At 70.3% G+C, this 21,192-nt stretch carries 20 protein-coding genes and 1 pseudogene; 18 read left to right on the top strand and 3 right to left on the bottom strand.

Annotated features, from left to right (window positions below; genetic code table 11):
• Positions 1-11 precede the first annotated feature (11 nt).
• Entirely contained in the window at positions 12-650 is a 639-nt protein-coding gene (locus AB0I04_RS13360; protein WP_360883155.1) for a LysE family translocator, read from the top strand.
• Between the two features lie 88 nt (positions 651-738).
• Here AB0I04_RS13360 and AB0I04_RS13355 read toward each other — a convergent pair.
• Positions 739-1,941 (bottom strand): annotated as a pseudogene (locus AB0I04_RS13355) (DUF5753 domain-containing protein); the annotation flags it as partial.
• Positions 1,942-2,145: 204 nt separating this feature from the next.
• Between AB0I04_RS13355 and AB0I04_RS13350 the strand changes: the two are divergent.
• Positions 2,146-2,361 (top strand): hypothetical protein, encoded by a 216-nt coding sequence (locus AB0I04_RS13350; RefSeq protein WP_360883152.1) that lies wholly within the window; start codon positions 2,146-2,148, stop codon positions 2,359-2,361.
• Between the two features lie 69 nt (positions 2,362-2,430).
• On the opposite strand, the gene AB0I04_RS13345 is transcribed toward AB0I04_RS13350, so the two are convergent.
• The gene (locus AB0I04_RS13345) at positions 2,431-3,657 is read right to left on the bottom strand and encodes a hypothetical protein (RefSeq protein WP_360883149.1); all 1,227 of its coding nucleotides are present in this window, start codon (positions 3,655-3,657) and stop codon (positions 2,431-2,433) included.
• 50 nt (positions 3,658-3,707) lie between these two features.
• Here AB0I04_RS13345 and AB0I04_RS13340 point away from each other — a divergent pair, with 50 nt between their 5' ends.
• From AB0I04_RS13340 to AB0I04_RS13280, 13 genes are all read left to right on the top strand, one after another.
• On the top strand, positions 3,708-4,964 hold the full coding sequence (locus tag AB0I04_RS13340) for an MFS transporter (RefSeq protein ID WP_360883146.1): 1,257 nt from the start codon (positions 3,708-3,710) through the stop codon (positions 4,962-4,964).
• Between the two features lie 173 nt (positions 4,965-5,137).
• Positions 5,138-6,409 carry a folylpolyglutamate synthase/dihydrofolate synthase family protein gene (locus tag AB0I04_RS13335; protein ID WP_360883199.1) on the top strand — a complete coding sequence of 424 codons (1,272 nt, stop codon included), beginning with the start codon at positions 5,138-5,140 and terminating at the stop codon, positions 6,407-6,409.
• Positions 6,410-6,620: 211 nt separating this feature from the next.
• Entirely contained in the window at positions 6,621-6,938 is a 318-nt protein-coding gene (locus tag AB0I04_RS13330; RefSeq protein WP_360883143.1) for a DUF4233 domain-containing protein, read from the top strand.
• A gap of 125 nt (positions 6,939-7,063) precedes the next feature.
• Positions 7,064-8,497 carry a hypothetical protein gene (locus AB0I04_RS13325; protein WP_360883140.1) on the top strand — a complete coding sequence of 478 codons (1,434 nt, stop codon included), beginning with the start codon at positions 7,064-7,066 and terminating at the stop codon, positions 8,495-8,497.
• Positions 8,498-8,604: 107 nt separating this feature from the next.
• Positions 8,605-9,015, top strand: coding sequence for a nucleoside-diphosphate kinase (gene ndk / locus AB0I04_RS13320; RefSeq protein ID WP_360883138.1), 411 nt, complete (start codon positions 8,605-8,607; stop codon positions 9,013-9,015).
• Between the two features lie 189 nt (positions 9,016-9,204).
• Complete coding sequence (locus AB0I04_RS13315) at positions 9,205-10,236, top strand: rod shape-determining protein (RefSeq protein ID WP_360883134.1); 1,032 nt, start codon at positions 9,205-9,207, stop codon at positions 10,234-10,236.
• A gap of 11 nt (positions 10,237-10,247) precedes the next feature.
• Positions 10,248-11,273, top strand: coding sequence for a rod shape-determining protein MreC (mreC, locus tag AB0I04_RS13310; RefSeq protein ID WP_360883131.1), 1,026 nt, complete (start codon positions 10,248-10,250; stop codon positions 11,271-11,273).
• Between the two features lie 3 nt (positions 11,274-11,276).
• A complete protein-coding gene (gene mreD, locus AB0I04_RS13305; protein ID WP_360883128.1) occupies positions 11,277-11,822 on the top strand; it encodes a rod shape-determining protein MreD in 546 nt (181 codons plus the stop codon).
• Positions 11,823-11,834: 12 nt separating this feature from the next.
• The gene (gene mrdA, locus AB0I04_RS13300; RefSeq protein ID WP_360883125.1) at positions 11,835-14,039 is read left to right on the top strand and encodes a penicillin-binding protein 2; all 2,205 of its coding nucleotides are present in this window, start codon (positions 11,835-11,837) and stop codon (positions 14,037-14,039) included.
• A gap of 18 nt (positions 14,040-14,057) precedes the next feature.
• Positions 14,058-15,224 carry a rod shape-determining protein RodA gene (gene rodA / locus AB0I04_RS13295; RefSeq protein ID WP_360883122.1) on the top strand — a complete coding sequence of 389 codons (1,167 nt, stop codon included), beginning with the start codon at positions 14,058-14,060 and terminating at the stop codon, positions 15,222-15,224.
• Between the two features lie 130 nt (positions 15,225-15,354).
• Positions 15,355-15,597 carry a hypothetical protein gene (locus tag AB0I04_RS13290; RefSeq protein ID WP_360883119.1) on the top strand — a complete coding sequence of 81 codons (243 nt, stop codon included), beginning with the start codon at positions 15,355-15,357 and terminating at the stop codon, positions 15,595-15,597.
• Positions 15,594-16,007 (top strand): type II toxin-antitoxin system VapC family toxin, encoded by a 414-nt coding sequence (locus AB0I04_RS13285; protein ID WP_360883117.1) that lies wholly within the window; start codon positions 15,594-15,596, stop codon positions 16,005-16,007. The genes AB0I04_RS13290 and AB0I04_RS13285 overlap by 4 nt, the downstream gene beginning before the upstream one ends.
• 41 nt (positions 16,008-16,048) lie before the next feature.
• Positions 16,049-17,971: a TIGR03960 family B12-binding radical SAM protein gene (locus tag AB0I04_RS13280; protein ID WP_360883115.1), complete on the top strand. Its 1,923-nt coding sequence runs from the start codon at positions 16,049-16,051 to the stop codon at positions 17,969-17,971.
• 133 nt (positions 17,972-18,104) lie between these two features.
• Here AB0I04_RS13280 and AB0I04_RS13275 read toward each other — a convergent pair whose 3' ends face one another.
• Positions 18,105-18,305 carry a hypothetical protein gene (locus AB0I04_RS13275; protein ID WP_360883112.1) on the bottom strand — a complete coding sequence of 67 codons (201 nt, stop codon included), beginning with the start codon at positions 18,303-18,305 and terminating at the stop codon, positions 18,105-18,107.
• 93 nt (positions 18,306-18,398) lie between these two features.
• Between AB0I04_RS13275 and AB0I04_RS13270 the strand changes: the two genes are divergently transcribed.
• The 3 genes from AB0I04_RS13270 to AB0I04_RS13260 all read left to right on the top strand — a co-directional run bounded on the left by AB0I04_RS13270 (position 18,399) and on the right by AB0I04_RS13260 (position 21,182).
• Positions 18,399-19,460 carry a LacI family DNA-binding transcriptional regulator gene (locus AB0I04_RS13270; protein ID WP_360883109.1) on the top strand — a complete coding sequence of 354 codons (1,062 nt, stop codon included), beginning with the start codon at positions 18,399-18,401 and terminating at the stop codon, positions 19,458-19,460.
• A gap of 211 nt (positions 19,461-19,671) precedes the next feature.
• Positions 19,672-20,295 carry a hypothetical protein gene (locus AB0I04_RS13265; protein WP_360883107.1) on the top strand — a complete coding sequence of 208 codons (624 nt, stop codon included), beginning with the start codon at positions 19,672-19,674 and terminating at the stop codon, positions 20,293-20,295.
• A 68-nt stretch (positions 20,296-20,363) separates the two neighbouring features.
• Positions 20,364-21,182 carry a TIGR03936 family radical SAM-associated protein gene (locus AB0I04_RS13260; RefSeq protein ID WP_360883104.1) on the top strand — a complete coding sequence of 273 codons (819 nt, stop codon included), beginning with the start codon at positions 20,364-20,366 and terminating at the stop codon, positions 21,180-21,182.
• Positions 21,183-21,192 lie beyond the last annotated feature (10 nt).

The raw sequence follows: 21,192 nt of genomic DNA, 5'->3' as shown, positions 1-21,192 counted from the left end.
CCATCCGACCCATGACGGCTAACGCGTTCCTGGCATACATGGGCGTGGTGGTGTTGATCACTGCAACGCCGGGGCCCGACACGGCGCTGGTCCTGCGCAACGCGGTGCGGCACGGCTGGTCGGCCGGTGTGCGCACCGGCACGGGGAGCGCCGCCGGACTCCTGCTGTGGGGCCTGGCCGCCTCCCTGGGGATCGCGGCCGTGCTGGCGGCCTCCGCGGAGGTCTTCGTCATCGTCAAACTCGCCGGCGCGGCCTACCTCTGCTACCTGGGAGTCCGCATGATCTGGCGAGCCATCCGGGACCGCGCCAGGCCCGCGATCGGCGGTGACGCCCGGCCCGAGGTCTCGACGAAGACGCTCTTCCGGCAGGGGCTGATCACCAATCTGCTCAATCCCAAGGCGGCCGCGTTCTTCACGGCGCTGCTTCCCCAGTTCGTCACGGCGCACGGAGTGGCCGCCACCCCGGTCATCATCGGCCTCGCGCTGATCGCGGCCACGGCGAACCTGACCGGCCAGTGCGTGTACGCCGTGGCCGCTCATCGCACGACCCGCCTGATCGGACGCCGCTACTTCGAACCGATCCTCGACGGAGTCGTCGGAGCCGTCCTGACCGCACTCGGCTGCCGACTGATGCTCACCAGCCGCCCCTGACCAGCTCCTCGGCATCGAACACCGAGCGAACCAGCTCCTCGGGATCGAACACTGAGCGTGTCTCGCGGAGCGAGATACCGGTCGCAGGTCACGCGATATCCACGGCCCGGCCGATGACGCAGTCGGCGCGGCCGCAGGGGCGAGGCCGGCCGGCCCAGCCGTTTCGTCGCAGGACGAAGGCGACCTGGGCGGCGACGTGGCAGGGCTGGTCGGTAACGTCGCTCCAGCCGTATCGCAGTGGGTCACGGCCCTCGACGACGGCCGCGTTGTCACGGCTCATGTCCCGGAATCTCATGGCGTGCTGGTGGTGAACCCGGCCGTCCAGGTGGACGATCGTCGCATGCTCGCTGTAGTCGACGTCGTCATAGACGACGCCTTCCCTGAGTTCCCGTCGGAGCTGCCGGACACCCGCCGGCAATCCGTGCGTACGCTCGACCTCCCGGTAATACCGAAGCTCGAACAGGTTGTGCGCACCGTCGGCGGCATCGTCGAGGGCGTATCGGAGTTCGCGCCGGTGACGGACCTTCTTCCGCGCCCGTAACGCCGCCGCCAGTCGCTCCGGGGTCGTGAGACGGCTTCCACAGGCACGGCCGAGCCAGTCGACCGCCGTATCGAGATCCGGAGCGGTCTGCGTGAGGTCCAGAACGGTGTCTTCGACTCGCGTACGGGGCGGTGACTGAACGGGGTGCCGGCGCTCGGAGAGACGCGTCGAGAAGTGCACGCGGATTTCCGTTGCCGCTACCGGACGTCGGCGCCTGTCCGGAACGGTCACGTGGATGACCACGGACGGCCGATCGGTCAGGCCGTACAACTCGGCGGCGGTCTCATGGCTGAGCACGGCGTCAGGGGAATGCCGTACGCCGGGTTCGAGACGCGGACGGTGGCTGCACGCCAGGATCGCCGCCCACAGCTCCGCCGAACGCCCGATCTCGCCGGTGAAGGTCGCACAGACTCCCGGATGCCGGACCGTCCACCGGCCGCCGTCGAGAGGGGTGCGCACGGCGTGATCCGGCATCCCGTGTCCGCGGAGCTGCCACCGCGCCACCATTCCGGTGGGATGCTCGGAAGCGTCGAGCAGATGTCGGAGCTGGGCCCGCATCGCCTCGGGACTGCCGATGGGCCGATGGAGCACGGCTTCATCGATGACTACCCAGAGATGCGGGCGGTCGTTCTTCTCAAGGACCTTCTGCCGGATCATGCGTACCTCGACTCGCCGGTCGACCTCCATGGGTGCGAGATCCTGCGGCCCGCGTTGGATCAATACCTTGGCGTAGTCCTCGGTCTGCAGGAGTCCCGGAACTAGCTGCTATTCATTGGAGTGTTCGGTAACAGTGTGTCATTAAGTGATCTCTCTACGTGAGAGAACGGGAGGCCCGGAGGATGCGCGATGACGGCTGACGCGACGCGTTATCGGCTGCTAACCGCACTCGCCTGGCACCTTGCGGCGCTGAGACGGACATCGTTGATCGTCGTACCGAGCCATGGAGAGCCGGTCTTGTACCTGCCGAGGCAGGACGGAAGCAAGCTCGGCATCGCGGCGGGGCAACGGAACGACGGCGCGTGGGACTTCCTCTGGGGCCGCACGCGCACCCCGCGGTTGGCCGACCAGCTCTCCGAGAGCAGCCGGGGCCTGTTCCTGATCGCGGAACTCGCCGTCCGAAGCGGCTACATGCGAACCGGGCAAGGCGGCAGGTACTGGTTCGAGCTCTGAGCCGCTGCACTGGTGATCCTCGGTGATCGCAGCGCCCTATCGACACCTTTCACCGGGGATCAGCGGCCATCAGCGATCCCACAGCCGTTCCGTGTCCGCGTCCGCGAGATCGAGCAGTCGGCCGATGAAGTACACCGTCCCGAGGGCGACAATCCGCTCGCCGAGCGAGGCGAGATGGCCTCGGCTCAGCTCCGTGTCGTCGACGACGTGCCCGGGTACCGGGTGCGTGAAGCTCAGGTGCCGATGGCTCGGCATCCGTACGTAGGTCACGGGCAGGCCGGCCAGCGCGGCGGCGACGCCGGCGACGTCCTTGTGGTCCGGCAGGCAGGCGAGGACATGATCGATGCGATCCCAGCGGCGGTACGCCTCGGCGAGGGCGGTCGCCGCGCCGGACCGGTCGATCGCCGAGTCGACGAGCAGCGTGGTGTCCGTACCGGCGACGTGGTGCCAGGACAGGCGACCGGGCAGGCGTACGGAGGAGAGGACCCGGCTCAACCGGCCCTGGGCCGGCCGAGGGTGTCCGATCGTGTCGAGGAGACGGTCGGCGGCGGCGCAGCCCAGCTCGGCGTTCCGGCGTCCGTGGCCGGTCGGCAGCAGGTCGGCCGGGATGCCGCCCGTGCCGACCACGTCCGGCTTCGCCCGGCCGCCGGTACGGTCCGCGACGGTCGAGGCGATCGCGTCGGTCACCGCCGGGCTCTGCGGGAGTGAGATGACGGCGGACGTGGCGGCGGTCACGACGCCGGCCTTGTCCTTCGCGATCTCGGCGGGGGAGTCGCCGAGTACGCCGATGTGCTCGGCGAAGACCTCGGTGATCGCGAGGACATCCGGCGGGAAGAGGCTCACCTCATCGGAAATCCCGCCCATGCCCGCCTCCAGCACGATCACGTCCACGCCGGCCGCCCGCGCGTACAGCACACCGGCCAGCGTGAACAGGCCGCTCGGCGACAGGTAGCCCTCGCCGCTGCGACGCTCCGGCAGGGAGGCCGCCGCGTCACGGATGCGCCGGCCGAGCCGGGCCAGGGCGTCGGCGGAGATCGCCGTGCCGTCGACGCGGATGCGTTCCCGGTCCTCGCGCAAGGCCGGGCTGGTGACCGTGACCACACGGCATCCGGCGGCGGCGAGACACGCGGAGGCGTACGTCGCGGCCGTGCCCTTGCCCTTCGACCCCACCACCGTGAGCACCGGTGCTCCGGCGACGTCCAAGCCGAGTGCGCGGGCGAGCAGACGCGCACGCCCGATGCTGCGCCGGGCTCCCGGCCCGCGCCGATCCCACTCCGCGAAAAAGGCCTCCGTCACGTCTCGACGATAGCCACGCTTGTCGGTGCCTTCCCCTACGGTGGCCGGCCGTGACGCCTTCCGAAGCACCGTCGTCTCGCCGAGACAGGCTGCCCCGCACCTACGTCATCTGGCTGTCCGGGGTGCTGGCCTCCATGCTCGGCGATACGGTCCTCTATTTCGCGCTGGGCTGGACCGCGTCCGCCCACGGAGGGTCCGTCGCCGCACTGGTACTGACCGCGATCAACCTGCCACGAGCGTTGCTGCTGCTGATCGGCGGTGCCGTCGGGGACCGGTTCGGTGCCCGAAAGATCATGTTGATGGGCGACAGCACGATGATCGCCGTGACGGTGCTGCTGGCCGTGGTCGCCTTCCGATGGGGGACGGCGACATGGCTGCTGATCGGTGCGGGACTGCTGATCGGCGCGGTGGACGCCTTCTACCTGCCGGCATCCGGATCCATGCCCAGACGACTCGTCGGAGCAGGCAAACTGCCCAGGGCTCTCGCCTTGCGACAGACGGGCGGCCAGGTGGTCGCGCTGGCGGGTGGTTCGCTGGGCGGCCTCGTCGTCGCAGCCGTCGATCTCCCGGGAGCCGCGCTCTTCGACGCGGCGACCTTCGGAATCGTCCTATGGGTGATGACGACGGTCCGGCCCACTCAAGAACTCCCGGCATCCGCCACGCGGAAGGGCGCCCTTCGGGACGTCGCCGATGGTCTCCGGGTCGCATGGCGAAGTCCGGTACTCCGTGCCGCCCTCCTCTTGGTGGCGGCTGCGGCCGGAGCGCTGCTGCCCGTCATTACGCTGCTGATGCCGCTTTTCGCCCGCCGCCACGGTTGGGCATCGGACACGGCCGGCTTCCTCGCGGCGGCGCAGAGCCTGGGGATCATCGGCATCGCCGTCCTCGTCGCCGGCAGAGGCGGGAGCAAGCAGCCAGGCCGGACCGCAGCCCTCGGACTGATCATCGGTGGCTGCGGAACGGCCCTCCTCGCCCTCGCACCCTCCCCCCTTGTGGCGGCGGGAGGCTCCCTGATCATTGGGCTCGGGTCCGGCGTCTTCAGCACCCACATCGCACCTCTTGTGCTCGTCACAACGCCCGACTCCCACCTGTCACGTCTGCAGGCACTGCTGACCCTGGTCCAGAGCACCGCCCTGCTGGCGATGAACAACGTCCTGGGCAACCTCGCCGCAGCCGCGGGTCCCGCACTTCCGCTAGGTATCTGCGCTGCCGCGGTCACGCTCATCGGGCTGGGCGGCCTGTGCTCCGCGGACCTGCGCCGAGCGACCGCTCAGGTTGAAGCGCCCGTGGAGACCGGGGCGATCGCGTGATCCCTGGTGGGCACTGTCACTACAGCCCACCGATCGCAGGGGATCACGGGTGGTCTCAGGCGGCGGGCGGGCGTTAGTAGGCTTCTTCCGTGAGTGCGACCAGGTATGAGGAGGCCGTCAAGGGCATCAGGGCCCGGGGGGTCGAATGGGACATCGATCCGACACTGGACCGGATGCGTGATCTGGCGGACGTTCTCGGGTCGCCGCAGCGGGCGTACCCCGTCATCCACATCACCGGGACGAACGGCAAGTCGAGCACGGCCCGGATGATCGAGGTGCTGTTGCGGGAGCGGGGGCTGCGGGTCGGCCTGTACACCAGTCCCGAGCTGCATTCGATGCGAGAGCGGATCACGATCGACGGCGCGCCGGTGAGCGAGCAGCGGTTCGCCGAGCTGTACGAGGACGTCGTGCCGTTTCTGGAGATGACCGACGCGAAGCACGACGTGAAGGTGTCGTTCTTCGAGACGCTGACCGCGATGGCGTACGCCGCGTTCGCGGACGCGCCGGTCGACGTCGCCGTCGTCGAGGTCGGCATGGGCGGCACCTGGGACGCCACGAACATCGCCGACGGGGCGGTGGCGGTGGTCACCCCGATCGGCCTCGACCACACCCGCTGGCTCGGCGCCACCGTGGAGGAGATCGCGGCGGAGAAGTCCGGGATCATCAAGCCCGGGTCGATCGCCGTGCTCGCTCAGCAGCCGGTCGAGGCGGCGCAGGTGCTGATGCGGCGCGCGACCGAGGTCGGCGCGACCGTCGCGCGTGAGGGGCTGGAGTTCGGTGTGCTGAACCGCGAGCTCGGAGTCGGCGGGCAGCTGGTCCGGCTGCAGGGGCTGCACGGCGTGTACGACGAGGTGTTCCTGCCGTTCTTCGGCGCGCATCAGGCGAGCAACGCGGCGTGCGCGCTGGCGGCGGTGGAGGCGTTCGCACGTGGCCGCGCCACGGGCGAGTCGGAGACCGACAGCGACCAGCTCGATCCGGATCTGGTGCGGCAGGCGCTCGTGAACGCCACCTCACCGGGCCGGCTGGAGGTCGTACGGACCGGGCCGACCGTGCTGGTCGACGCCGCGCACAACCCGGCCGGCATGGCCGCGAGCGTCGCCACGCTGACGGAGGAGTTCGGGTTCACCCGGCTGGTCGGCGTCCTGGCGATGATGGCCGACAAGGACGTGGCCGGTGTGCTCGAGGAGCTCGAGCCGGTGCTGGACGAGGTGATCGTCACCCGCAACTCCTCGGCCCGGGGGATGCCCGCGAACGAGCTGGCGGAGCTGGCACGCGACGTCTTCGGCGAGGACCGGGTGCGCCTGGTGCCCCGGCTCGACGACGCCATCGACCAGGGCATCACGCTGGCCGACGAGTCGGGGGAGTTCGCCGGCGCGGGCCTGCTCATCACCGGGTCGGTCACGACGGCGGGCGACGCCCGCGTGCTCCTGAGGGCGGGCGAGTGACCGCCCGTACGGCGGCGGTCGGCCGCCGCGCGAGGGCCGGAGCGGGGACCTACGCCCTGGGCGGCCCATGGCACCGCGCGTCCGTCGCCGGTCGGGCCGGATCGGCCGACCGTATGGGGCCGGCCGCCGTCGTTCCGATGGGTTCGGCCGACCGTACGGGACCGGCCGCCGTCGTCCGCGTCGCGGCCGGTGCGGCAGAGGCAGGTGACGCATGAGGCGGCTGTGTGCGGTCATGCTCACGCTGCAGGCCGTGGTGACGTTGCTGGCGATCCCGGTGGCGATCTCGGTGGTGCACGCGGACGCGACCACGGCCGGGGCAGTGGGAGGCGCGTTGGCGGTCGCCGGGCTGCTGATCGCCGGCCTGCTGCGGTACCAGTGGGCCTACATCGCGGGCACTCTGCTCCAAGTTCTGGTGATAGCGACCGGTTTCGTGGTTCCGGTGATGTTCTTCCTCGGTGTCATATTCGGTGCCCTGTGGGTGGCGTCGATTTGGGTCGGTCGCCGGGTGGAAGGGGCGCAGCCGCGCTAATCTCGCGGGTGGCCTTTTCCCATCGTCCCGCTTTTCAATCCGGTTAAATGTCGAAAAATCGACATCTAACATAAAGCGACCATCCGGATGGCAGCGGGAACGACGATCTCCTGAGGAGATTCCGGATGCCCACGCCCCCCGGGAAACGCGACGCCGCGGGATTCACCGTGCGGCTCGTCGTCATCGCCACGGCGCTCCCCGCCGCCATCGTCGCCCTGCCCGACACGGCCTCCTACGTGATGCCACAGGCGGTGCGCGACCTCGGCCTGTCGAACGGCGAGGCGGCCGGGTTCGTCCGCGCCTGCGGCCTGGCGCTGCCCGCCTTACTGCTCGTCACACCGGCGGCGGCCGCCGTCGTCCGCCGCGTGCCCGCCTGGCTCGTGCTCGTCGCCGGGCTGGCCGTCCTGCTCGCCGCCCAGGCGCTCTCGGTGCACGCCACGTCGATCGCGCTGATCAGCGCCGTGCGCGTGGCCGAAGGGGCGGGTGGCGGGGTCGTCCTGCCCGCGACGCTCGCGCTCGCCCGGGAGCGGCGGGAGTGCCGGGCGGCGCCCGCCGTATGGGCCGGCACCCTCGTGGCGTCGCTCCTGCTCGCCACGCCGCTCGCGCTGGCCGCGACGGCCGCGTCGAACCCGGACGGCGTGGACTGGCGGGCGATCCTCCGCCCGTACTGGTGGCTGGGCGCGATCGCGCTGGTCGGCGCCGCGCTCCTCGGCCTGCTGCGGACGCGATCGGGCCGGAAGCACGTCCCGCCGTCCCCGTCGCGCGGGGAGCGCGTCCAGTTGCTGCTGCCCGCCGTCCCGGCCGCGGGGTTCGCGTTCCTCGCCGTGGTCACGACCTACGACTGGTCGCCGGGTGCGCAGCTGCTCCTGGCGGCGTGTGGGATCGCCGGGCTGCTCGGCCTGGCCGTCGTCGGCTCGCGCGACGCGGTCACCGGCAGCCCACTCGGGTACGCCGTCGTCATGCTGGCCGCCGGCCTGCTCACCATGCCGGTGACCGGTCCGCTGGCCGGGCTGGTCGGCGGCCGGGCCGTGCCCCTGACGGCCTTCGCGGCGGGAGGCGCGGGGGCGCTGGTCGCCGCCCTGCCGGCCGGCGCGCTCGGGAGGGGTGCCGGCCGCGGCGCGGTGCTGTGCGGGTACGGCCTCGGCATCGTCGCGATCTTCCTGCTGCTCACCATGGGCGCGACAGCGGACCAGTGGACGCTGCTGGCGCCCCTGTGCGCCCTGGGCGCGGGAACGGGTCTGGCGGTCGGGGCCTCGCTGGGCCACACCGACCTCGGCCCGGGCCTGTTCGGCCTGTCGCTGTGCTTTCCCGCGGTGCTCGGCGGCCATCTCGTCGTGGGGCCGCTGCAGGTCGCCAAGGTCGGCGCCGTCACCAAGGCCGGTGGGGGACCGATGGCGGCGCTGTACGCGCTCACCGCGGCGTACCGGCTGTGGCTCGTGGCGGCCGGTGTCCTCCTGGTGATCCTCGCGGCCGTGACCGCGTGGGTGAGCCGCAGCCGTCCCCGGCCATCGGCCGCCGGCCCCGCCGAATCGGACGGAGCCGCCCTGTCCGCCGGGTAAGATCGCACCGATATGCGGCGGCCCGGCCGTGGCGACCTGCGGTAACACGGCCAGCCGGCGATCTCTCGCCGCGGCCCGCGCAAACAGGCAACCAAGGAGAATCATCCGTGTCCGAACGCAGTCTTGTCCTCGTCAAGCCCGACGGCGTGCGCCGCGGCCTCGTCGGCGACGTCATCGCGCGCATCGAGCGCAAGGGCCTCAAGATCGTTGCCCTCGAGCTCCGCACGCTGGACCGCGAGGTCGCCGAGACGCACTACGAGGAGCACCGCGAGAAGCCGTTCTTCGGCTCGCTCGTCGAGTTCATCACCGGCGGTCCGCTCGTCGCCATGGTGGTCGAGGGGCCGCGCGCGATCGAGGCGTTCCGGGCTCTGGCCGGCGCCACCGACCCGGTCGCCGCCGGCCCGGGAACCATCCGTGGCGATCATGCGTTGGAGATCCAGGAGAACATCGTCCACGGCTCCGACTCGGCCGCCTCGGCCGAGCGTGAGATCAAGCTGTTCTTCCCCGACCTTTTCTGACATTGGTCGCATAACCGCGCGGGCCCGACGACGTCGGCCCGCGCGTTTGTTTTCCCAGGTAACAAACCCTACGGCCAGCCTGACCCGGATCACGACGCGCGGGGCTGGGTCTGCGTCAACCGGGATCTCGCGCGTTACCATGAGAATGCGTTCCACACGCCCGCCAATCCGGAAGGGCTCCCTTTCTTCATGGGTAACAAGCTGTCGTTCCTGGGCCGTGACATGGCAGTCGATCTGGGCACGGCGAACACCCTGGTCTATGTGCGCGGTCGGGGCATCGTTCTGAACGAGCCGTCGGTCGTGGCGATCAACACCAACACGGGCAAGATCGTGGCGGTGGGCATCGAGGCCAAGCGGATGATCGGCCGTACTCCTGGCAACATCGTCGCGGTGCGTCCGCTCAAGGACGGTGTCATCGCCGACTTCGACGTCACCGAACGCATGCTGCGCTACTTCATCCAGAAGGTGCACAAACGCCGACATTTCGCCAAGCCTCGGATCGTCGTGGCCGTGCCCAGCGGCATCACCGGTGTCGAGCAGCGCGCTGTGAAGGAGGCCGGCTACCAGGCCGGCGCGCGGCGGGTGTACATCATCGAGGAGCCCATGGCCGCCGCGATCGGCGCGGGGCTGCCCGTCCACGAGCCGACGGGCAACATGGTCGTCGACATCGGCGGCGGGACCACCGAGGTGGCGATCATCTCCCTCGGCGGCATCGTGACCAGCCAGTCGATCCGGGTGGGCGGCGACGAGCTCGACCAGGCGATCATCTCCTACGCCAAGAAGGAGTACTCCCTGATGTTGGGGGAGCGCACCGCCGAGGAGATCAAGATGGCCATCGGCTCGGCGTACCCCTTCGACGACGAGCCCCACGCCGAGATCCGCGGGCGCGACCTCGTCAGCGGCCTGCCCAAGACGATCGTGATCTCCGCTGATGAGATCCGCCACGCCATCGAGGAGCCGGTCAACTCGGTCGTCGACGCCGTCAAGACGACGCTCGACAAGTGCCCGCCCGAGCTGTCCGGCGACATCATGGACCGCGGCATCGCCCTCACCGGCGGCGGCGCCCTCCTGAAGAACATCGACGAACGGCTCCGGGAAGAGACCGGCATGCCGATCCATATGGTCGACAACCCGCTCGACTCGGTCGTCCTCGGATCCGGGAAGTGCGTCGAGGACTTCGAGGCGCTGCGACAGGTCCTCGTGCCCGAACCACGACGTTAGGGAACCGGCCGGTGAACGACACCCGGCGAACCCGCGCCGTCCTCGGGATCCTGCTGCTGATCTCCTTGGCCATGATCACCGTCGACTATCGCGGGGGCGATCACTCGCCGCTGCGCGGGCTGCGCTCCTTCGGTGAGGCGATCTTCGGGCCGATCGAGGGCGCGGCGGCCGCCGTCGTGACCCCGGTCGGGCACGCCTTCGACACCGTCCTCGGCAGCCCGAACGCGCACCGGCGCATCAACCGGCTCGAACGCGAGAACCAACGCCTGCGCGAGCAACTTCGCTCCCAGCAGATCGACAAGATCCGCGCCGATCAACTCAACCGGCTGCTCGGCACCGCCGGTCTCGGCCGCTATCGCATCGTCGCCGCCCAGGTCATCTCGGCCGGCGAGGGCGTCGAGGAGACCGTCTCCATCGACGCGGGCAGCACGGACGGCATCCGCACGGACATGTCGGTGATCACCGGGGACGGCCTGGTCGGGCGGATCACGCAGGTCGGACCCACGAGCTCGACCGTTCTGCTGGCCACCGACGCGGCATCGGCGGTCGGCGGCCGGCTCGAGGGATCGGGCGAGGTCGGCGTCGTCCGGGGCACCGGCCGGCGCAGCGGCTCGTCCCTCACCTTCGAGCTCCTGGACTCCACCGTGGAGATCAAGCCGGGCCAGCGGATCGTCTCCTTCGGCTCGCAGGGCGACCGGCCGTACGTCCCCGGAGTGCCGATCGGCACCGTCACGCGGATCGAACGGACGCCCGGTTCGCTCACCCGCACCGCGATCGTCCGCCCGTTCACGCACTTCACCGGCCTCGACGTCGTCGGCGTCGTGGTCGCCCCACCGAAGAAGAACCCCCGCGACGCGGTGCTGCCGCCGAAACCGACCACCTCCGCACCGGCCCCGCCGCCCAAGCCGTCGAGCCCGCCGCCGTCATCGCCACCGGCCGCGCCGAGCGCCCAGTCGTCCGCGTCCGCCGAGTCCACCGATTCCGCCGAGCCCACCGACTCACCGAGGCCGCGCAGGTCTCGCATGCCGCGAGGTTGATCCATGTCGCGCAACGTCCAGGCCACGATCGTCATTGCCGCCGCGCTGCTGCTGCAGGTGACGGTCGCCAACCGGCTGCCCCTGCCCGGCTCGGTCAGCCCCGACCTCGTGCTCCTGGCCGTGGTGGCGCTGGCGCTGGTCAACGGCTCGATGACGGGCCTGGTCACCGGGTTCTTCGCCGGGCTGACCACCGACATCGTGCCGCCCGCCGACCACACGATCGGGCGCTACGCGTTCGTCTACTGCCTGATCGGCTACATCTGCGGCCTGGCGGCCGACGAGATGGAGCGATCACCCGTGCTGCCGTTTCTCGCCGTGGCCGCCGGAGCGCTCGCCGGATCGGTCCTGTACGCCATGGTGGGGATGATGCTCGGCGACCCGCGCACCCGCTGGCCGGTGGTCTCCCATCTGCTGCCGATCCAGGTGCTGTACGACGTGATCGCCAGCCCGTTCGTGGTCTGGGTCGTGCTGCGCCTGACCAGGAGGGCCGAACACGAACGCGGCCCCGGCGGACTCGACGCGCTCCCCGGCTTCTACCGGGCACGCTAGGAGGGATGCGAATTGGGCCCGCGCTCGCACGTGCGGCTCGTCGTGCTGCACGTGCTCGTCATGTCGCTGCTGCTGTCGCTCGGCGGGCGGCTCTGGTACCTGCAGGTGATGAACGGCGCGCACTACAAGAAGGTCGCCGCCGACAACCGCATCCGCGACATCGTCGTGCCCGCGGTCCGGGGCCAGATCCTCGACGACGTAGGGCGGCCGCTCGTACGCAACCGGACCGCCCTGGTCGTCTCCGTCGACCGGACGGCGCTCGCCCGCCAGGACGACGGCGGCAAGGAGACGCTGCGGCGTTTGGCGACCCTGCTCGGCACGCCGTACGAGCAGATCGCGCTGAAGATCCGGCTGTGCGGCCCGGGGATCAAACGGCCCTGCTGGTCCGGCTCCCCGTACCAGCCCATTCCGATCGACGACCGCGTCGACTCCCGCAAGGCCTTGCAGATCATGGAGCGACAGGAGGACTTCCCCGGCGTGACCGCCCAGCTCGAGCCGGTGCGCGACTATCCCCGCACCGACGGGGCCACCGCCGCGCAGGCCCTCGGATACCTCCAGCCGATCACCCAGGACGAGCTGAACAGGCGCAAGGGCCTGAAGGTCACCGGGTTCAGCGGCGTCGACCTGATCGGCCGCGACGGCCTGGAGGCGACCTACGACGGCGACCTGCGCGGCGTCCCGGGCGACCGGAAGGTCCTCGTCGACAGCCGTGGCCGCGTCACCGGCATCGCCTCCGAACAGCCTCCGGTCGGCGGCGGCACCCTCGTCACCAGCATCGACGCCAGGGTGCAGGGCATCGTCGAGGCGGCACTCGACCGCGCGGTCAAGGACGCCCGCCACCGCGGCACGCCGGCCGACTCGGCGGCGAGCGTGGTCCTGGACGCGCGCACCGGCCGCGTCATCGCGCTCGCCAGCCTCCCGACCTACGACCCCACCGTCTGGACCGGCGGCATCTCCCAGGACGAGTACGACGGGCTGCTCAGCAAGGCGCACGGCCAGCCGCTGATCTCCCGGGCCACCGACGGTCAGTTCGCGCCCGGATCGACGTTCAAGATCTCCTCGCTGCCGGCCGCCGTCAAGGACGGCTACTCCCTGCACGGCACCTACTCCTGCCCGTCCTCGTACATGGTCGGCGCCCGGGCGTTCCGCAACTTCGAGGGCGAGTCGGGCGGGGACATCAGCCTGCACCAGGCGCTCGTCATGTCCTGCGACACGATCTTCTACCGGTTCGCGTACGAGGAATGGCAGCGCGACGGCGCCATCCATCCGGTGAAGAACCCCAAAGACCCCATGATGAAGATGGCCAGGTCATACGGCTTCGGCAAGCGCACCGGCATCGACCTGCCCGGCGAGGCGTCCGGCCGCATCCCGGACCGTGGCTGGAAGCTCGGCTACTGGAACGACACCAAGAAGACCGACTGCAAGCGCGCCAAGACCGGCTACCCCGAGGTCGCCAAGTCCGACCCGGCGCGGGCGGCGTACCTCAAGGCGATCTCCTCGGAGAACTGCGTCGACGGGTACGTCTTCCGCGCCGGTGACGCCGCCAACTTCTCCGTCGGTCAGGGCGACGTGCTGGTCACGCCGCTGCAACTCGCCCGGGCGTACGCCGCGCTCGCCAACGGCGGCACGCTGTGGAGCCCGCGAGTCGGCAAGGCGGTCCTGGCGGCGGACGGCTCCGTCGCCCGCCGCATCGACCCGGTGAAGGCCGCACGCCTGCCGGTCGATCCGAAGGTGCTCGCCTACATCAGGAGCGCGCTCACGGAGGTGCCCAAGTCGGGTACGGCCGCCGGCGCCTTCACCGGCTTCCCCTTCGACAAACTGGCCGTCGCCGGCAAGACCGGCACCGCCGAGGTGTACGGCAAGAAGGACACGTCCTGGTTCGCATCGTTCGCCCCGGCGAAGAAGCCGCGCTACGTCGTCGTCGCCATGGTCACCCAGGCCGGCACGGGCGCCACCACGGCCGCGCCGGCCGTCCGGCAGATCTGGGAGGGCATGTACGGCCTCGGGAAGGGCCAGAGCGCCGCGCTGCCCGACGGCAACGTCCCGGACCGCCTGCCGAGCCTCGCACCCGACGGCACGGTCGCGGCCCCACCGGGCTTCGCCGTCACCTCGAAGGCGGAGAACGAACAGCCCGTGAAGCGCAAGGAGTCCCCGAAGGGCAAGCAGCCCGCCGTGGGCAGGGAGCCCGTCGAGGCGCACCACCGGAGACGCCGATGAGCGGGGTGAGGTGGCGGCGTGATCAGTGAGTACGGCCCCGCGCTCAGCCGGCGGCGGTCCCTGCCGGCCCGCCTGCTGGCCTCGCCCGCGCGGCGTCTCGACTGGGCGCTGATCCTCGCCGTCCTTGCCCTGTCGCTGATCGGCTCCCTCCTGGTCTTTTCGGCGACCCGCGCCGGCCAGGCCGGTGCCGAAGGCTTCCTGGCCAAGCACATCCTCAACGTCTCGATCGGGCTCGTCCTCGGCGGCGTCACGACGGCCCTGGACTACCGGCTGCTGCGCGCGTACGCCCCGATCGTCTACGCCGCCGCCTGCGTCGGCCTGGCCGTCGTGCTGACACCCCTCGGGGCCACGGTCAACGGCTCCCACTCCTGGATCGTGGTCGGCGGCGGATTCCAGATCCAGCCGTCGGAGTTCGCGAAGGTCGGCATGGTCGTGCTGCTCGCGATGATCCTCGGCGAGCCGCGCGACGGCGAGGTCGGCCCGGGACGGCGCGACATCCTGCTGGCCCTGGCACTCGCGGCACTCCCCGCCGGCCTCGTCATGCTGCAGCCCGACCTCGGCACCACCCTGGTGTTCGGCACCGTGATCATCGGCGTGCTCGCGATGTCCGGCGCGCCGAAACGGTGGGTCGGCGGCCTGGTCGGTTCCGGGGCCGCACTCGCCCTGGCCGTCTGGTGGTTCCACCTGCTGAAGCCGTACCAGGTCAACCGTTTCACCGCCTTCGCCGACCCGTCGGCCGACCCGCAGGGCGCCGGGTACAACGCCCAGCAGGCCCGCATCGCCGTCGGCTCCGGCGGCGTCTTCGGCAACGGGCTGTTCCACGGCGAGCAGACCACCGGGCACTTCGTCCCGGAGCAGCACACCGACTTCATCTTCACGGTGGCGGGGGAGGAGCTCGGGTTCGTCGGCGCCGCACTGATCATCGCCCTGCTGGGCGTGGTCCTGTGGCGCGGGCTGCGCATCGCCCGCGAGGCCGCCGACCTGTTCGGCGGGCTCGTCGCGACCGGCGTCGTGTGCTGGCTGGCGTTCCAGACGTTCGAGAACATCGGCATGACCGTCGGCATCATGCCGATCACCGGCCTGCCCCTGCCCTTCGTCTCGTACGGCGGGTCGTCGGCCTTCGCCGACTTCATCGCCGTCGGCCTCCTCCAGACCGTCCACCTGCGCCACAACCCGTACGAGTGATCCGTCACTTTACGTAAACGAGTGGCTACGTTCGAGAGTAATCGCTAGCGTACGGAGCATGCCGTACATCATCTGCCGAAGCCCGAAGGGTTCTGCATGCGCCATGCATGACGCATGTTAATGTCGAGACATGGCGAAGACACTTCAGGTTCGTGATGTGCCCGAAGACGTCCACGCGACCATCACTCGCAAAGCCAGGGCTGCGGGCATGACGATCTCGCAGTACCTCCTTCGTCTGGTGACGGAAGACGCCGCGCACCTCAGCAACGCTGAGGTGATGACACGGGCCAGGAACCTTCCGTTCCGCAAGGAGCGCAGCATCAGCACGTCCGACATCCTCACAGCGCTCGACGAAGGTCGCGCGGAGCGATGACCGTCGTCGTCGATGCGTCAGCGATGGTCGAAGCCTTTGTCGGCGCTCTGAATGGTCAGACCTGTCTTCTCATGGAAGAGATCGAGCAAAACGATGTCGCGGCACCTCATCTGATCGACTCAGAGGTCCTCCATGTGCTTCGTAAGCTCGAGCATCGTAAAGTTCTGAGCGATGACGAGGCGGATCAGGTCTGTGAGTTGTTCACCAGCTTGAAGATCACCCGATATTCGGCGGGAGGTCTCCTCAACCGCATCTGGGCGCTCAGGCGCAATCTCACCTGCTATGACGCGACGTATGTGGCACTGGCAGAGGTGCTCGATGTTCCGTTCCTGACGACTGACGCGAGGATCGCCCGCGCCAGTGGGCATGGCGCCGACGTCCGCGTCTTTGAGGTGGCCCCCGACCGGTAGGGTGAGGGGAATCCCATACCTGTTCCCGGAGGCTTTCCGTCATGGCCGTCGAGTCGCTCTTCGCCCGCCTGGAGCCGCTGCTCCCCAAGGTGCAAAAGCCGATTCAGTACGTCGGCGGGGAGCTGAACTCCACCGTCAAGGACTGGGACTCCGCCGACGTGCGCTGGGCGCTGATGTACCCCGACGCGTACGAGGTGGGTCAGCCCAACCAGGGCGTGCAGATCCTCTACGAGGTGCTGAACGAGCGCGAGGGCGTGCTGGCCGAGCGCACCTACAGCGTGTGGCCGGACCTCGAGGCGTTGATGCGCGAGCACGGCATCCCGCAGTTCACGGTCGACGCGCACCGGCCGGTCGGCGCGTTCGACGTGCTGGGGGTGAGCTTCTCCACCGAGCTCGGCTACACCAACCTGCTGACCGCCCTGGACCTGGCCGGGATTCCGCTGCGGGCGACGGAGCGTTCCGACGAGCATCCGATCGTGATGGCCGGCGGGCACGCGGCGTTCAACCCCGAACCGATCGCCGACTTCCTCGACGCGGCGGTGCTGGGTGACGGTGAGGAGATCGTCCTGGCGGTCACCGAGGTGATCCGCGAGTGGAAGGCCGAGGGGCGGCCCGGCGGGCGTGACGAGCTGCTGATGCGGCTGGCGCGGTCCGGCGGCGTCTACGTCCCCAAGTTCTACGACGTGAGCTACCTGCCGGACGGCCGGATCCAGCGCGTCGCGCCGGGCCGTCCGGGCGTGCCGTGGCGGGTGGCGAAGCACACGGTCATGGACCTCGACAACTGGCCGTACCCGAAGAAGCCCCTCGTCCCGCTGGCCGAGACGGTGCACGAGCGCTACAGCGTCGAGATCTTCCGCGGCTGCACGCGCGGCTGCCGGTTCTGCCAGGCCGGGATGATCACCCGTCCGGTGCGCGAGCGTTCGATCACGACGATCGGGAAGATGGTCGAGACCGGGCTGAAGGAGTCCGGCTTCCAGGAGGTCGGCCTGCTCAGCCTGTCCAGCGCCGACCACTCCGAGATCGCCGACGTCGCCAAGGGGCTGGGCGACCGCTACGAGGGCACGAACACGTCGTTGTCACTGCCGTCGACCCGTGTCGACGCCTTCAACATCACCCTCGCCAACGAGTTCTCCCGCGGCGGGCGCCGCTCCGGCCTGACGTTCGCCCCGGAGGGCGGGTCCGAGCGGATGCGCAAGGTCATCAACAAGATGGTCAGCGAGGATGACCTGATCCGCACGGTCACGACGGCGTACGAGAACGGCTGGCGGCAGGTCAAGCTGTACTTCATGTGCGGGCTGCCGACCGAGGAGGACGAGGACGTCCTCGCGATCGCCGACATGGCCCGGCGGGTCATCCAGGCGGGTCGGCAGGCCACCGGCCGGCGCGACATCCGCTGCACCGTGTCCATCGGCGGGTTCGTTCCGAAGCCGCACACGCCGTTCCAGTGGGCCGCCCAGTGTGACCACGAGACCGTCGACCGCCGCCTGCGCGCGCTCAAGGACGCCCTGCGCCGCGACAAGGAGTACGGCCGCGCGATCGGCCTGCGCTACCACGACGGCCAGCCGTCGATCATCGAGGGACTGCTGTCGCGCGGTGACCGTCGCGTCGGAAAGATCATCCAGGCGGTCTGGGAGGACGGCGGCCGCTTCGACGGGTGGAGCGAGCACTTCTCGTATGAGCGCTGGATGGTCTGCGCGGAGAAGGCGCTGGCCGACGAGCCGGTCGACCTGGACTGGTACACCATCCGGGAGCGGGACGAGGTCGAGGTGCTGCCCTGGGACCACCTCGACGCCGGTCTCGACCGCGAGTGGCTGTGGCAGGACTGGCAGGACTCCCTCGACGAGACCGAGGTCGAGGACTGCCGGTGGACGCCCTGCTACGACTGCGGCGTCTGCCCGACCATGGACACCGAGATCCAGATCGGCCCGACGGGCAAGAAGCTGCTTCCCTTGACAGTCGTCTGACCTCCCGCGCTTGTGGAGCGAGCGCGATCAAGCAGGGAAACAAGAGATCCGGCGGGTCCCCGTGGGGGCCCGCCGGATCGGTTTGTGCTGGGCTGTCCGGCGGCGTCGGTGGCCGGACATGCTCGATGATCGATCATCCCACTGACGGCTCCAGGCGGGGGTCGACGCGATCGGCGGTTCGACGAAGCAGCGTCGCGAGGGCGGTGCGGACGACCGGCGTACGGGGCTCGACGGGCTCGTAGGGCATCTTCGGAGCGTTGGGAAGCGCCGACTGGGCGAGCTCGCGGCCCTTCTCGTGCGCCGCGATGAAGGTGACGACCTGAAGCGGAGTCATCTCTTCCTCTCTTGATCACTTGATCGATTCAGTTACCTCTTCGAGAGTACGTCCTGATGGCTTCTTAATCAATTCAGAACTAGGGTTCGTCTCGTGGAGCGCGTCACACTACAGACGATCGCCGATCGGGTCGGCGTCTCGCGTACGACTGTGTCCAACGCCTTTTCCAGGCCCGACCAGCTCAACGAGGAGTTGCGCCGGCGGATCCTGGAGGTGGCGAGCGAGCTCGGCTACCCAGGCCCGCACCCGGCGGCGCGCACTCTGCGGCGCGGCCGGGCGGGCGTGATCGGAGTGATCTTCACCGAGGCCCTGTCGTACGCCTTCGCCGACTCGTACGCCGTCGGCTTCCTGCGGGGCCTGGCGAGCGTCGCGGAGCAGTCGGGCACCGGGGTCCACCTCATCGGGTGGCCGTCCCCGGACGCCGCCGAAGAGGTGATCGGCGACGCGGTGGTGGACGGGTTCTGTCTCTTCTCGCCCGAAGGGCACCCGCTCGTCGAGACGGTGCTGCGCCGCCGCCTCCCGGTGGTCACCGTGGACTACCCGTACGTCGAGGGCGTGCCGTTCGTGGGGATCGACGACCGGATCGCCGCCCGCCGGGCCGCCGAGTACGCCCTCGGTCTCGGGCATCGGCGCGTCGCCGTGCTGGGCGTGCAGCCCATCGCGGGCCGTACCAACCGCGACTGGCTCGACCTGGATCGGCCCGGAGACCTGCGGTTCGGGGCGGGCCGGGCCCGGCTGGCCGGATACCGGGACGCCTGCGAGGCCGCCGGTCTGGCCTGGAAGGAGGTCGCCGTGGGCCGGACGCCGAACGACCGGGAACTCGCCCGTCAGGCCGCCGCCGGCCTCCTCGACGCGGACCCGCGGCCGACGGTCGTCCTGGCCCCGACCGACGAGGTCGCCTTCGCCGTCCTCGACGTCGCGGCGCAACGGGGGATCGAGGTGCCACGCGATCTGTCGGTGATCGGTTTCGACGACGTGCCCGCGGCCGCGCCGGCCGGCCTGACCACCGTGCGCCAGCCGATCACCGAGAAGGGCACCACGGCGGGGCGCCTGCTCCTCCAGCCGTCCCGGAGCGACACTGCCCCCTGCGTGCTCATGGAGACCGATCTCGTCGTCCGCCGTACGACCGCGCCGCCGCCCGGCGCCGGAGCCTGACGCGGGCCCTGCAGACGCCCCCTGACCGACGCGGAGCGTGCCGCGGGCTCGGCCGGCGTTCCACGTGACGGCGGCCCCCTACCGGCGGCGTACGGCGTGTCCTACGGTGGCGTCTGCCCGCCGAACGACGTCGGACGCGCTCCGGGCGTACGGACGGTCCGGGTCGCCCGAGTGGACGAAACGAGAACGGAAGATCGTGCGTCGAACAGGCGTGAACGAAGGACCCGGGTGCCTCACCGTCCCCGCACTGATCATCGTCGTACCGATCCGGCTGCTCTGGGAGCTGCTCGCCCTGATCGGGCGCGCCGTCGGCCGGTACGTCCTGCGGCCGATCGGATGGCTGGTGTACCAGGTCCTCCTGCGGCCCCTCGGCTGGCTGATCCGCGTGCTGATCGTCATTCCGCTTCGGTGGGTGGCCGAGGCGATCATCGCGCCGCTCGGCCGCGCGATCTACCGCTACCTCCTGCGGCCTCTCGGACGGGGCCTGGCCTGGTGCCTGGCGATCCTCCTGATGCCGTTCGCGTACGCCGCGCACTGGATCGGCCGGGCCCTGGTCGCGCTGTGGCGCGCGGTACGACCGGTACTGGCCGCCATCGGCCGGGGGATCGCCTACGTCTGGCGACTCGCCGGAATCGTGCTCTTCCACATCCTCGTTCGGCCGGTGCGCTGGGTCTGGCGGACGTTCGTCCGGCCGGTCCTGCGGGCCCTGGCCTGGGCGTGGCGCGTCACTGTGCTGACAGCCGCCCGCTGGGTTCGCGTCAACGTCCTGAAACCCGCTGGAGCGGCCGTTCGTTCGGCATTCCGGGCACTGGGGCTGGATACGCGGCGCCCGTGACCCCGTACTCTTAGGAGACAGAGACTTTTGGATTGGCACGAGTAGGAAGGACCGAAACCCTGGCACCCATGCCGGAGGGCCCGGCGCCGGCCCCCGTGACCCATCGCCTGCGCGTGCGGTACGCCAAGCGCGGCAGGATGCGGTTCACCAGCCACCGTGACATCTCCCGGGCCGTGGAACGCGCCGTACGGCGTGCCGGGATCCCGGTGGCCTTCAGCGCCGGATTCTCTCCGCACCCGAAGATCTCCTACACGGGTGCGGCGGCAACCGGGGTCGCCAGTGAGGCGGAGTATCTCGAGATCGGGCTCACCGCCCACCGCGTTCCGGAGCAGGTGCGGACCGCCCTCGACGCCGTGTTGCCCGACGGACTCGACATCGTCGAGGTCGTCGAGGCGCGGGCCGGGGCTCTGGCGGACCGCCTGGAGGCATCGCGGTGGCTCGTGCGTCTCGACGGCGTCGTCCCCGACGTCGCCGACGCGGCCGTCCGTGCGTTCATGGCGGCCGATGAGATCGAGGTGGAACGCCTCACGAAGAAGGGACGCCGGCGCTTCGATGCCCGCGCCGCGGTCATCGCGTGCGAGCTCGATCGGCGTGCCATGGAAGACGCGGATGTCGGCTGTGCCATACTTCGAATGGTTGTTCGGCACACGACGCCCGCCGTCCGACCGGACGACGTCCTCACCGGACTTCGTCAGGTGGCCGACCTCGCGCCGCCGTCACCGCCCATGGTGACGCGGCTGGCGCAGGGGCCGCTCGACGAGCCCACCGGTGAGCTCACCGACCCGCTGGCCTCCGACCGGCAGACCGCACCGGCAGGCGATGACGCCGCCGCGACCGCGGACGCCGTACGGGCCGTGGTGCCGGACGCCGTCGGCGCTCAGCCGTAACCAGATCCGT

The sequence above is a fragment of the Actinoallomurus sp. NPDC050550 genome (assembly GCF_040655075.1).
In the GTDB taxonomy this organism is placed as follows: Bacteria; Actinomycetota; Actinomycetes; order Streptosporangiales; family Streptosporangiaceae; genus Actinoallomurus.
The sequence above is the reverse complement of the archived record's forward strand: the minus strand, read 5'-3'. Positions and strand labels throughout refer to the sequence as shown.

Excerpts from the sequence above, each read along its gene's own strand:
- AB0I04_RS13360 (WP_360883155.1), top strand. The coding sequence starts at position 12 with ATGACGGCTAACGCGTTCCTGGCATACATGGGCGTGGTGGTGTTGATC.
- AB0I04_RS13335 (WP_360883199.1), top strand. The coding sequence starts at position 5,138 with ATGCGTGATCTGGCGGACGTTCTCGGGTCGCCGCAGCGGGCGTACCCC.
- AB0I04_RS13330 (WP_360883143.1), top strand. The coding sequence starts at position 6,621 with ATGAGGCGGCTGTGTGCGGTCATGCTCACGCTGCAGGCCGTGGTGACG.
- AB0I04_RS13325 (WP_360883140.1), top strand. The coding sequence starts at position 7,064 with ATGCCCACGCCCCCCGGGAAACGCGACGCCGCGGGATTCACCGTGCGG.
- AB0I04_RS13315 (WP_360883134.1), top strand. The coding sequence starts at position 9,205 with ATGGGTAACAAGCTGTCGTTCCTGGGCCGTGACATGGCAGTCGATCTG.
- mreD (WP_360883128.1), top strand. The coding sequence starts at position 11,277 with ATGTCGCGCAACGTCCAGGCCACGATCGTCATTGCCGCCGCGCTGCTG.
- AB0I04_RS13290 (WP_360883119.1), top strand. The coding sequence starts at position 15,355 with ATGGCGAAGACACTTCAGGTTCGTGATGTGCCCGAAGACGTCCACGCG.
- AB0I04_RS13285 (WP_360883117.1), top strand. The coding sequence starts at position 15,594 with ATGACCGTCGTCGTCGATGCGTCAGCGATGGTCGAAGCCTTTGTCGGC.
- AB0I04_RS13280 (WP_360883115.1), top strand. The coding sequence starts at position 16,049 with ATGGCCGTCGAGTCGCTCTTCGCCCGCCTGGAGCCGCTGCTCCCCAAG.
- AB0I04_RS13275 (WP_360883112.1), bottom strand. The coding sequence starts at position 18,305 with ATGACTCCGCTTCAGGTCGTCACCTTCATCGCGGCGCACGAGAAGGGC.
- AB0I04_RS13260 (WP_360883104.1), top strand. The coding sequence starts at position 20,364 with ATGCCGGAGGGCCCGGCGCCGGCCCCCGTGACCCATCGCCTGCGCGTG.